Below are 12383 nucleotides of genomic sequence, written 5' to 3'. Positions count from 1 at the left end.
TTAAAGGATTTCTCTTTGCCGTACGACACAGAGAAATCCTAATGACCGATTTGGGTTTAAGATTGTTATCTGTTTATTTTTTAGTAATTTTGTAATTGTTCAATCAAAACATAAAGCCTACCGAAAAAAACATCAACAAATGAAAAAGAACGTTATACTGGAAGCCAAACCTATAGGCGACATTAAAGGTGTATTCAACATACCCGCCTACCAACGTGGATACAGATGGGGCAAACTGCAGGTAAAAACGCTTCTGAACGACTTGTATCAGAAGGCCAACGACAGCACAAAGAAAGACTACTGCCTGCAACCTATTGTGGTGCTGAGAAAGGGAGAAGGAGAATACGACCTGATAGACGGGCAGCAGCGACTGACCACTATATATATTCTTCTGAACTATATCAGACAGTTCTTCCCGTTTGTGCAACTGAACTTCAGCCTCACATACGAAACGAGAATGAACACACAGGTTTTTCTCAACAATATGGATGAATCTACAGCTCAAACAAACATAGATTTTTTCCATATCTACAATGCCCATCAAACCATCAAAGAATGGTTGGAGGAGACCTTCCACGATGAACCTAACAAACAATCGATTGCGCTTTTCAATCTCCACCAGTACATTGATGGGTATGTCAAGGTGATATGGTATGAAGTAGGAGATGATGCTGACCCGATAGCACTTTTCACACGTCTGAACATCGGAAAGATACAGCTAACAAATGCCGAACTCATCAGAGCCTTGCTCCTGACAAGCACGGAAGAAGAGGAAGCCAAGCGCCGACAGTACGAAATGTCAATACAATGGGACAATATAGAGAAACAGCTGCGTACAGACAACAACGAATTCTGGTCGTTCATTACACGCAAGAGTCCGAAAACTTACCCTACAAGAATAGAACTGCTGTTCGACATGATGTTCGAAAAGTCGGACTCGGAACGCGATACCTACTTCACCTTCTTCAAGATGGAGGAGCGACTCGAACGCTCCGACAAGAACGTAATATGGCAGGAAGTGATAAATAGCTATCTGCAAATAAAAGAATGGTATACTGACAACGAGTATTATCACAAAATAGGTTACCTTATCGCTTCCGGTCACAAGACCATGGCTGACATATTCAAGGAAGCAAAAGGCAAAAAGAAAAGCGAATTCAAGAACTCTCTGGACCTACTCATAGCCGAGTCGGTAAGCTGGAACACGAAGAACAGAGACGAATACTGGGAGCTCGACTACACGAAGGACTACAACCGTATCAGCCGACTGCTGCTGCTGTTCAACGTGCAATCTATTCTGAAATGCAACGCCTATCAGCGTTTTCCTTTCAGCAAATACAACTCGGCAGAATGGAGTCTGGAGCACATACATGCGCAGAATTCGGAAGGTCTAAACACGGTCGCTGTACAGATTGAATGGCTGAAGAGCCATCTGGCTTCACTGAAAGACATATACAAGGGAGAGACGCAGAACGAACTCATCAACACAATAGAACAAGTAGTCAAGACCGAAAAACTTGGAAGAAACAGCTTCGACGACATCTTCCGACAGGTTGTGAACGAACTGTCGGAAAGTACCGGCACTGAGTATATCCACACGCTCTCAAACATGGCTCTGCTTACATGCCAAGACAACGCGAGTCTGAACAACTCTACATTTGACGTGAAGCGCAACATAATCATCGAAATGGACAAGCAGGGGGCGTTCATACCTTATTGTACAAAGATGGTGTTCTTGAAGTATTATACAAAATCGTCGGACACCCAGGTGCATTTCTGGGGAAAGAACGATAGAGATGCCTACCTCAAGGCTATCAAAGAGACGCTGCAACCATACTATCAACTAATTAAATTTGAATAGAAACGGATATGATCAATTCAAGGAAATACACCCTCATAGACCTGTTTAAGGCTACTGACAACGAAGAAGAAAGCCAATATCTTCCGCTGAACAATATAGAAGTGCCAATAATACAGCGCGATTATGCACAAGGCAGAAACCAGCCTGAGGTGAATCGCATACGTGCAAGATTTCTCGACGCACTATACACAGCTCTGACAACCCCCAAACCTATAACTCTCGACTTCGTGTACGGCGAGATAAACGATAAGAAAACACTCATACCATTGGACGGTCAGCAACGCCTTACAACGCTATTCCTTCTGCATTGGTACATAGCAAGACATGAATGCGTAGAAGAGGAAAGACTCGGTTTCCTCTCCAAATTCTCCTACGCCACAAGATACAGCGCAAGAGAGTTCTGCAAACAGTTGGTCGCTAATACATACACACCCAATTTCAATACAGACGTGCTGTCTCACGACATCACCGACCAGAACTGGATGCCACGCGACTGGCAAAACGACCCAACCATCAGCGCAATGCTTAACATGCTTGACGACATACATCGCAAGTTCAATAAGACCGACGGACTGTGGCAAAGACTCGAAGAGGGTTGCGTTTCATTCTACTTCCTATCAATAAAACAACTGGGAGCAACCGACGAACTTTACATCAAGATGAACTCAAGAGGCAAACCTCTTACAGAGTTCGAACACTTCAAAGCTGAATGGGAAGGCAATATAAAGGAGATTGAACCTAAACTGACGGAAGAACAGAAAAACAACGGAGAGAAGACATTGTCGCAAACCATTGGTCACAAGATAGACGTCGCATGGACCGACCTGCTATGGCCATACCGCAATAGCGGAACAGGAACAGCTGCTGACGACATCATTGACGACGAGTTTGTGAAATACTTCAGGTTTCTCGCAGATATCATATACTGCAAGAATAGTATACCCCTCAATTCGTCGAACGACATCTTCACCATCACCAAAGAACTGTTCGGCAGCAACAATCCACATGCCATAGAAAATGTGAAAACCATTGAGCGAGGATTCGACTGCTGGCTGAACATCGATATAGAAAGTCTTTTCGGCAGCGTACTTACTACACATACCACAGACAAACCTCGCAAGTGTATCGTCGACGAGCCTGTAAACATCTTCGTTGAAGCATGTCACAACAATGGCGACATCATATCTGGACATCGCAGAAAGTTCCCATTAGGACGCACCGTGCTGCTCTATGCTTTCGTCTATTACCTCCAACACAAGGACACAATAGAGGAAGCGCAGTTTGCAAGAAGAATAAGAATGGTAAGCAATCTGATAAAGGGATCAGAATATGAATTGCGCGAAAACAATTTGGCCAACCTCATCAGACAGACGGAGTATGTTCTGGACAATGGCGACATAGAGGAAGGCTATCTCAGTTTTAATGCCAACCAGCTGATTGAAGAACACGAGAAGGTGGAATGGCTGAAAAACAACCCCGAGAAAGATGACGTTCTGTGCAAACTGGAGAACCACAACCTCCTACAAGGTGCCGTTAGAGTCGTCGGACTCGAGAACATCGATCTGACTGACCGCTTCTACTCGCTGTTCGAATGCGATTGGGCGCTTGTGAACAGAGCGCTGCTCACCATCGGCGACTATTCTCAGCTCGTATCATGGCGCTATCAAATAGGTTCAGCAAACAACGAAAGCTCATGGAAGTCGATATTTAAGACAAATAAGGAAGACTTAAAGGAAACAAAGAGAATACTCATTGAACTACTGTCAAGAAGCAATAAGTTCACAGACGATGTGCTGAACAACATCATCGACGATTATCTAAAGTCAACATCTGAATACGACTGGCGACACTACTTGATAAAGTACGCATCCATGCGACCTGAGCGCTACGGCATGTACTATTGGGAGGATTTCAGAGAAAGCCAAAAGGCTTCCTACTCTATTCTGATGATGTGGACAGAAAAGAGCATCAGTGGAAGAAACCACAACATCTTCCTGAAAGCATTGTACGAAAAGACGAGAACTGATTACCCCGACTTGAGTATATATCTCGGCGACTACGCCTACTCTGGCAATGGAAGCGTATTAGAACTGACGTTTGCGGATAAATACCTGTATTTCACCGACGACAAGCTATACGTATGTCATGCTATAACTAACGAACTTGGCGAGAGCCAGGAAACAGTGGACATTGTGAAAGAGATTCCACAAAACGAGCATGGCGTTGACACAGCAGACAGAGTGGAGCTTGCATTCAGCGTGGTTGAATCGTTGATAAACAAATAGCATTCAGAAACAGCACAGACAGGAACTGTTGGAACATGACAGACGAGTATTACTTTGAGGAAGCAAAACGCTACTGTACGTTTGCAACGAAAGTTATCAAGAATAGAGCCAGGAGAATGATCGACTTACTAAAAAAGGAAAACGTATAATTAAACTGTAAAAGGAGCATGTACTCCACTACTCATACTTCACCCTCACCGCCTTCGGCAGTTTGCTGACGATAAGCCTGTACGACTCGGTTATCAACCGAGTGACGAGGTCGGCGTCGAGCTGCTCATAATAGATGTCGCTCCAGTGTTTCTTGTTCCAATGGAAAGCGGGAGCGACGGCGTCGTAACGGTCGCGCAGTTCTTCGTTGCGGTCGGGAAGCAGTTTGCAGGCGAAGCGCGACGCGCTGCCACGCACGTCGCACTTGCCGTCGCCGAGCCAAAGACACAGGAATATCTTGCCCTCAACACGGAAGGTTATGTTGTCGTCGCCGAACGGCTGGTCTTCTGTGACGCCATGCAGCGACAACGTAAAGTCTCTCACTTGCTCAATGTTCATACAAACCGATTACTTTCTATATTTCTTCTCCTTACCGTTGAAGCTCTTCACCTTCATGCCGAGCTGATCGGGAAGGATAGCGTTGAGGAAGATGCCGACGATAGCGGCAAGAGCCAGGCCTGAGAAGGCTACAGAACCGATCTTCACACCACCGTCTGTGCCGTACTGCACGCCGATAGACACAACCATGATGAGCGCTGCTACGAACACGTTGCGCGACGATGAGAAGTCGACCGATGTCTCGACAAGGTTGCGCACACCTACTGCCGAAATCATACCGTAGAGAATGAGGCTCACGCCGCCGATTGTAGCGGCTGGCATCAGACCGATGAGGCAGGCGAACTTAGGGCTGAAGCTGAGCACGATGGCGAAGCAGGCTGCAAGGCGGATGACAGCTGGGTCGAACACCTTGGTAAGGTTGAGCACACCGGTGTTCTCGCCGTATGTGGTGTTGGCAGGAGCGCCGAACACAGAGGCGAGGAACGTAGCAAGACCATCGCCGCAGAGCGTGCGGTGCAGACCCGGCTCCTTGATGAAGTTCTTGCCCACAGTGCTCTGAATAGCACACATATCGCCAATGTGCTCCATGATTGTGGCAAAGGCGATAGGGAAGATGGCGATGATAGACGTCACGATAAGGTCGAAGTTGGGGTCTTTCATTACAGAGATTGCCGTACGATCCATATCAATAGGCAGACCAATCCACGCCACCTCATTGAGTTTGGAGAAGTCTACCTCGCCCATTGCTGCAGCCAGGATATACGATCCGACAACGCCGAGCAGGATAGGCACAATCTTGATGATGCCCTTGCCCCAGATAGATGTTCCGATAACGATAACGATGGCCGTAACGGCAAGCAGCCAGTTCTGCTGACAGTTGCTGATAGCCGATCCGGAGAGCGTAAGACCGATAGCGATAACCATCGGACCGGTAACCACCGGCGGGAAGAAGCGCATCACCTTCTCCGTGCCGAACATCTTCAACAGGAACGCCATCACGAAATAGAGCAGCGACGCCGCAGCCACACCGATGCAGGCATAGTTGAGCGCCACCTCGTCTGTCAGACCCTGCGCCACGCACAACTGCTTTACAGAGGCATAGCCGCCAAGGAATGCGAAGCTCGAACCGAGAAATGCGGGAACTTGCAGTTTGGAAACAAGATGGAAGATGAGTGTGCCGATACCGGCGAAAAGCAATGTGGCACTCACATCGAGTCCGGTGATGAGCGGAACGAGAATTGTGGCTCCGAACATGGCGAACAGATGCTGGATGCCGAGAATTGCAAACTTGGGCTTGCCCAGTTGGCGGGCATCAAATATGCCCTGGTTGTCTGTGTTCATACTATTTGTTTGTTTTTAGTTGTTTTTACTTCCAGTAGTCAGGATTATTAACCATTACACATTATTTATATATCATAACGTTTATAAATAATTTTTATTGCATTCCTAAAAAAACAAATCATTATCTTTGTCAGATATAAACAAAACTAACGTTATGGAAGAAACTGAATACACACTTTTTCTAACGAAAAAGAGACAATCTGCAAGAGCTTTTATGGATAATATCCACTAAAGCTACTTACAGATTGTCTCACTACTAACCGGATTGCTTAACGCAAATAAAACTACATTTATTCAGAATATTTCATTCAATCTTCAAAGTCTTCGTCATCCCAAAGACCGCCGCTACCAGTATGTCCGTCATCATCTCCATCACCATCTCCATCATCAAAGAGAGAAAAGTCACGTTTTGGGGCAAACCCTTCTGTCACCTGTCCACTTTCACTAAGAAGAGACTCGATTCTAACTTCATACACCTTGACTTCCGGTTTTATATAGTTTTTCATTTTTTCTTAGTTTTTATTTGATGAATTTCTTTCCATTATGAATATACACTCCTTTGACAGGACCTGACACCTTTACTCCCTGAAGGGTATAGAACGATGCGTCGACGTCTGTACTATTCGGCTTGACTTCTGTTACAGTAGTAGTGCTTCCGCCATCATCTTCGTCATCGAAGACAATAGCCATCTTGGAAAGCGACGGATTTTTCGGGTCGTCCGTCTCATTACCGAGGAACTGTCCGTTAAAATCGATATAGCCGTACGTAGCTCCTACTCCACCGTCTACAGCAGCATTTGCCGGAATACTCAGGTAAGCTTTGTTTGCGCCGCTTTTGCCATTCGGCGTAAGGCGGAAGAAACCGATATAGTCGTCTCCGGTATTATTCTCCTTGTAATATTTTGTGGAATGGAAGTTTGCAAGGCCGAAGTAACGGTGGGCTATCTTTCCATCAGCATCGGTATCAGCATTTCCAAGTTTGTCGATAGCCGTGACTGTCGGCTTGAGATAGTTGTTCCAGTCTTGACCGACATACTCGTCTGCCTTTGTCCACACTGCCGTGTAATTATCACCTTCTAACGGCATTTCAGCCGGTGCTTCCTTCAAAGAGAAATTCAGTGTGGCATAGTCGGGAATTGATTCTCCCTCAGGCACTTCCCCTACGAGTACCACTCCCATATTTGCCGGAATGTACTTGAGTTGACGAAGATAAACCGTGCCCTGTGATTGTGGGTCTTTTTCATTCTTCGGTTCTCCGTATTTATATGCCTCATACACTTTCACGTTGTCGTTGACAGGTGCCATTGCCACATTGTTGCTGTATGTACGGATGAACTTCCCTACACAATAGGTGAAAGGTATCTTGATGACTCTTGTTCCTGATATGGTATAGCGAGAGATGTCGTTACCGTCCTTGTCAAGCTCTGGGTAGAACCTTATCGTCCATATTCCTGCGGGACGGTTCCAGAGGATATCCTTCTTATTAGGAGTTGTGCTTTCGAAGCCCTCCTCATCCTCTCTCGCCGTTTTACGGAACTGCACGTCGTTCGGATCGCCAGCCATACAAGAGTGATTGTCATCATCGGCGGCTTCATAAGCAGCTCTTGCAAATCCTTTTTTGTTTGAAATATTATCGTCCGTCTCGCCCCAGTTCTGCTTTGCGTCATGGTTGGCAACAAACCTGAAATGCGATTTGGCGTATTTATCGCCTACAGTAGATATCGTCAGCGAGAAGCAACGCTCGTTGGCATCATACTTCATGTCTCCTGCGGTAGAAGCATACTTCCAGTCGTTCGTTACTGCATCATAAGTTCCTTCCACGGCATCACCTATCATAGACATGGTATTTATCAGGATGTCGGCATCGTTATTGCCACCTTTTAATTGTATTTCGCCCGACATGCCATAACAGCCATCTTGCTTCGCCAGATCGTTGTCACCACGATTAGCATTAAACTCTACTCTCTTTATACCAGACAGATAAAGGGTGAAGGGTTTCTGGTTAGGCCAGACCTTGTTGCGGTTATCGTTAGTATTATAGGAATATCCTCCATTGCCGAGGAAGAAGAGCTTATCGTGAGTTCCGGAGTTGTTTTTCAAGCTCTTTGTTTCATGCATTTCGGGCGTAGCTATTTTTGCCGAATCTAACTGTACTTGGTCGGACACGTTATTCACCATATATCCTATACACCAATAGTTGTTACGACCGTTGAAATAGAGCGAAGCCACCATATTGTCGCTGTATTCGCCCGTGTCACCACCTTTTCTACGCTTATCGAAGAGCGGCTGTGCCGTTGCCCCTACCATGTTGCCAAGGATATAAGACACACGTGTAGTGGCATCATGCTTCACCTGCCAGTCGGAGGGGTTTCCGTCTTTGTCAAGCGTAAAGCTGAAGGTATACATGCCGTCGTCGTCTGTCTCTCCGTCATTGCGGGTCACGAGATTCCAGTAGTTGTTGCCCTCTGCTAATGTTGTGGAGCCTTTAAGGAGAGTGCGACCTGCCGTAGATGTTCCCATAGTTCCCACCGTACCGTTTGTTGCGGGCAGAGCGGTTCCATTTCCATTCTTTGCTCCGTGCAGTCCGAACACACTTCCCGGTCCATAGACCATCATCGAGTCGTCTTCAGCTACGGCAAGAATCTGTGCATGTGCCGTGAGACATGCCGGGATGCTGAACGAATAGCTCTTGTCTTTTTGCTGTTCGAATTTAAAATACACGTGTTTTGTGTAATCTATCGTCGTGCCGTCGCCGCCTGGATTAAATTCTCCACCTTTATTATATGGTGAGAAGAAATTGCCCACGAGATAGTAACCCGGTTCGACATCTGTTGCAGACTGTGCAACAGTTCCACCGCTTTCTCCTGCGGAAAGAATGTTCTGAGCAAGCTGATGGTTGCTTGGCACTTCATACTTACCAACGGTACCATTGATTGTTTGGGCTGTAAGCAGATATACATCTGCCGCCTTCATCTCCAACATTGTCCCAAGCATCAACACAAGGACAAATAGGCTTTTGGTTAATTGTTTCATCTTTTTAGAATTATTGTGTTATTTATAAATATGCTACGTTTTATGTTAGTTGAGCAGTTCCTGCACATTATGCTAAATCAAGACGATCCTCGTTTTTTTGTTTTTACGGCTGCAAATATATATATATTTGCATTACGCTATATTAGGGAAAATGGAAAATATGGGGTAAAAGTTATGTAAACGTTTGTAAAGCCATCTTTATACAAAATCACCAAGAAGACTGTGATCAGCAAGTCTGTCTTGAAGTTGAACTCTGTTGCAGGTGGCGGATTTGCAATTAGCATTCTTGCACAATAAAATGCAGAATGTTGAGTTATTATGAAAGAATGTTTTTTTTGAATAAACAATGTTGCTTATGAAAAGAATGAATAAAATGCTGTTGGTTGCTGCCTTGGCGGCAACCACACTTTCTGCTCAGGCAGAACAGAAGAAGGGACCGGCTTGGTTGAGTGATGCACTTTTCTATCAGATTTATCCATCTTCCTATATGGATACTGATGGCAATGGTATTGGCGATCTGCCGGGTATCACTTCCAAGTTGGATTACATCAAGTCTCTGGGTGTTAACGCTCTCTGGCTCAATCCAATCTTTGAGTCGGGATGGTTTGATGGTGGCTATGATGTCATCGATTTCTACAAGGTGGATCCTCGATTCGGTACCAATACCGATTTGGTTACATTGGTCAATGAGGCCCATAAGCGGGGTATAAAGGTTTGTCTCGACCTGGTGGCAGGACATTCCAGCACCAAGTGTGCCTGGTTTAAGGAGTCTTCCGAGAAAGATCCTAACCAGCGTTACAGCGACTATTATATCTGGATGAACGATATTCCTGAGAGTGAGAAGAAAGAAATAGAAACCCGTCATCAGGAGGCAAGTCCAGAGTCTAGTACCCGAGGCAGATATGTGGAGGCTAATGCTCCTCGTGCCAAGTATTATGAGAAGAATTTCTTCGAGTGCCAACCTGCCTTGAACTATGGTTTTGCTCATCCAGATCCAAATCATCCTTGGGAGCAGGGCGTAGATGCTCCAGGACCACAGGCTGTCCGCAGGGAGATACGTAACATCATGGCTTTCTGGTTTGATAAGGGTGTGGATGGCTTTCGTGTAGATATGGCGTCATCGCTTGTCAAGAACGACCCTGACAAGAAGGAGGTTTCCAAGCTTTGGAATGAGATGCGTGCCTGGAAGGATAAGTATTATCCAGAGACCGTCTTGATTTCAGAGTGGGCTAATCCGCAGCAAGCCATTCCTGCCGGCTTCAACATCGATTTCTACATCCATTTCGGTATCAAGGGCTATGCCTCTCTGTTCTTCGACCGCAAGACTCCATGGGGCAAGTGGGAGCAGAGTTACCAGAACTGCTATTTCGACAAGCAGGGCAAGGGTTCGCTTAAGGAATTTAGCGAGAACTATACCAAGGCATACAATGCCACCAAGAATCTCGGCTACATCGCTGTTCCATCTGCCAACCACGATTACCAGCGCCCTAACATCGGTACCCGCAATACGCCAGACCAGTTGAAGGTGGCGATGACCTTCTTCCTCACCATGCCTGGTATTCCGTTTATCTATTATGGTGATGAGATTGGTATGAAGTATCAGATGAATCTCCCTAACAAGGAGGGTAGCAATGAGCGTTCGGGTACCCGTACTCCGATGCAGTGGACCAAGGGTAAGAATGCCGGCTTCTCTACGAGTGCACCTGATAAGCTCTACTTCCCTGTAGATACGGAAAACGGAAAGTTGACCGTTGAGGCTCAGCAGGGTGATCAGAATTCTCTGTTGTCATATACCCGTAAGCTGACCGCTTTGCGTCATTCTGCAAAGGCTCTTGACAATGAGGGTGATTGGAAGCTCCTGAACCAGAAGGGGCAGGAATATCCGATGGTATATGAGCGTACTTTGGGTGAGGAGGAGTATGTTGTTGTCGTGAATCCTGGTGCCAAGGCAGCCTCTCTCAATATCAGCTCCGTTGGTGGTAAGGCTGTTTCTGTTCTTTCCACAGGAAAGGTTGTGTATAAATCAGGAAAAAAGACTGATGTGATTAAAGCTTCTGGCATAAGTGCCGCCATATTCAAGGTGGTGAAATAAGCACATAGAGAAATAAGAATACAATATCAAATGGAAAGCGTGTAGCTCAATGAGTTACACGCTTTTCTTGTTTTTGGCCGTACACAATAATATTGCTATCTTTGCGTTATTATTATAAACATCTGTACCTTATTTGTACCTGTAAGAAAAAGTAGATATGATGAGAAGAATAGATATTAAGAACTACAAAATGAATGAATTATGGCAGTAGCAAAGTATAAGATAGTACGGAAATGTCCTGTGTGCGGAGAAGAGTTCTTCGCAAGGACTTTGGAGTCCTGGTATTGTTCACCCAAATGCTCCAAGGTGGCGTGGAAGCGTAAGCATGATGAAGAAAAACGCCAACTTGAACTGGACAAGATTGTAAGCAATATGCCCAAGTCTAAAGAGTATATCAGCATAACGGAAGCGTATGCTATGTTTGGTGCAAGCCGCTCAACCATTTATAGGCTCATCTACATGAAAAAGATTTCCTTCATTGAGCCAGAGAAAGGAATACGACTTGTATGCAAAGGAGAACTAATGAATCTGTTTCCGTTAAGACAGTCTCCGCTTGACACCAAGCCAAGGAAACCAGTTACCATGTACCGCATGGAACCAGAGGATTGCTATACAATAGGTGAGATTTCCAAGAAATTTCATCTGGATGACAGCACCGTGTATGCTCATATACGAAAATACTCAATACCGACCCGGCAAATCGGTAATTATGTGTATGCTCACAAGGAATCAATAGACAAACTTTATAAAGATATAAAACCATTATGAAAAGATTAGATTATACTAAAGTCTCCGTCAAATTAAAGAAAAGTGAGTGGAGAGATGAGTGGTTCATCTATCTTGAAGCTTATCCTGTTTATGAGACGGGAAATGACAAACCCAAACGAGTGCGTGAATATCTCAGGAGGTCTATTACTACCCCTATATGGGATAAACGACGAAGCGAGCGAGCCGTTGCTGGTAGAATAAAGTACAAGCCCAAGCGAGATGACAATGGCGTTATTCAGTGTAAATCCAAGCAAGATATGGAAACTTGCCTTTATGCGGATGGCGTTCGAGTCCTGCGTCAAAAAGAGTACGACAACATGGCTCTCTTTACTGACCAGCAAATGGAAATGGCAGAACAAAGCGAACGCTCAAAATGCAATGTTCTGGAGTATATTGAGAAGTTAATACCCCAGTTCGGGATAAGAAATAGTTTATAAAAAAAGTTGGTAGTCTCATA

At 45.3% G+C, this 12383-nt stretch carries 8 protein-coding genes and 1 pseudogene; 5 read left to right on the top strand and 4 right to left on the bottom strand.

Features of this window, described 5'->3' with window-relative positions:
* Window positions 1-139 precede the first annotated feature (139 nt).
* Window positions 140-1861 carry a DUF262 domain-containing protein gene (locus tag KTQ90_RS11355; RefSeq protein ID WP_217318532.1) on the top strand — a complete coding sequence of 574 codons (1722 nt, stop codon included), beginning with the start codon at window positions 140-142 and terminating at the stop codon, window positions 1859-1861.
* Window positions 1862-1869: 8 nt separating this feature from the next.
* Entirely contained in the window at window positions 1870-4146 is a 2277-nt protein-coding gene (locus KTQ90_RS11350) for a DUF262 domain-containing protein (RefSeq protein ID WP_217318531.1), read from the top strand.
* A 177-nt stretch (window positions 4147-4323) separates the two neighbouring features.
* Here the strand turns inward: KTQ90_RS11350 and KTQ90_RS11345 are convergent, their stop codons facing one another.
* The 4 genes from KTQ90_RS11345 to KTQ90_RS11330 form a co-directional block, all read right to left on the bottom strand.
* Window positions 4324-4692 (bottom strand): MmcQ/YjbR family DNA-binding protein, encoded by a 369-nt coding sequence (locus KTQ90_RS11345; protein ID WP_217318530.1) that lies wholly within the window; start codon window positions 4690-4692, stop codon window positions 4324-4326.
* 9 nt (window positions 4693-4701) lie between these two features.
* Window positions 4702-6033 (bottom strand): uracil-xanthine permease family protein, encoded by a 1332-nt coding sequence (locus KTQ90_RS11340; protein ID WP_217318529.1) that lies wholly within the window; start codon window positions 6031-6033, stop codon window positions 4702-4704.
* Between the two features lie 308 nt (window positions 6034-6341).
* Window positions 6342-6539, bottom strand: coding sequence for a toxin PIN (locus KTQ90_RS11335; protein ID WP_217318528.1), 198 nt, complete (start codon window positions 6537-6539; stop codon window positions 6342-6344).
* A gap of 13 nt (window positions 6540-6552) precedes the next feature.
* Window positions 6553-9066, bottom strand: a complete 2514-nt coding sequence (locus tag KTQ90_RS11330; protein ID WP_217318527.1) for a hypothetical protein — start codon at window positions 9064-9066, stop codon at window positions 6553-6555.
* A gap of 364 nt (window positions 9067-9430) precedes the next feature.
* Here KTQ90_RS11330 and KTQ90_RS11325 point away from each other — a divergent pair, with 364 nt between their 5' ends.
* The 3 genes and pseudogenes from KTQ90_RS11325 to KTQ90_RS11315 form a co-directional block, all read left to right on the top strand.
* Entirely contained in the window at window positions 9431-11158 is a 1728-nt protein-coding gene (locus tag KTQ90_RS11325; RefSeq protein ID WP_217318533.1) for an alpha-amylase family glycosyl hydrolase, read from the top strand.
* 201 nt (window positions 11159-11359) lie between these two features.
* Window positions 11360-11926, top strand: coding sequence for a hypothetical protein (locus tag KTQ90_RS11320; RefSeq protein ID WP_005812876.1), 567 nt, complete (start codon window positions 11360-11362; stop codon window positions 11924-11926).
* Window positions 11923-12339 (top strand): annotated as a pseudogene (locus KTQ90_RS11315) (Arm DNA-binding domain-containing protein); the annotation flags it as partial. The gene KTQ90_RS11320 and the pseudogene KTQ90_RS11315, both read left to right, overlap by 4 nt.
* Window positions 12340-12383: the final 44 nt, after the last annotated feature.

The sequence above is a fragment of the Leyella stercorea genome (genome assembly GCF_019052365.1).
GTDB lineage: Bacteria > Bacteroidota > Bacteroidia > Bacteroidales > Bacteroidaceae > Prevotella.
The sequence above is the reverse complement of the archived record's forward strand: the minus strand, read 5'-3'. Positions and strand labels throughout refer to the sequence as shown.

Excerpts from the sequence above, each read along its gene's own strand:
- KTQ90_RS11345 (WP_217318530.1), bottom strand. The coding sequence starts at position 4,692 with ATGAACATTGAGCAAGTGAGAGACTTTACGTTGTCGCTGCATGGCGTC.
- KTQ90_RS11320 (WP_005812876.1), top strand. The coding sequence starts at position 11,360 with ATGGCAGTAGCAAAGTATAAGATAGTACGGAAATGTCCTGTGTGCGGA.
- KTQ90_RS11340 (WP_217318529.1), bottom strand. The coding sequence starts at position 6,033 with ATGAACACAGACAACCAGGGCATATTTGATGCCCGCCAACTGGGCAAG.
- KTQ90_RS11335 (WP_217318528.1), bottom strand. The coding sequence starts at position 6,539 with ATGAAAAACTATATAAAACCGGAAGTCAAGGTGTATGAAGTTAGAATC.
- KTQ90_RS11355 (WP_217318532.1), top strand. The coding sequence starts at position 140 with ATGAAAAAGAACGTTATACTGGAAGCCAAACCTATAGGCGACATTAAA.
- KTQ90_RS11350 (WP_217318531.1), top strand. The coding sequence starts at position 1,870 with ATGATCAATTCAAGGAAATACACCCTCATAGACCTGTTTAAGGCTACT.
- KTQ90_RS11330 (WP_217318527.1), bottom strand. The coding sequence starts at position 9,066 with ATGAAACAATTAACCAAAAGCCTATTTGTCCTTGTGTTGATGCTTGGG.
- KTQ90_RS11325 (WP_217318533.1), top strand. The coding sequence starts at position 9,431 with ATGAATAAAATGCTGTTGGTTGCTGCCTTGGCGGCAACCACACTTTCT.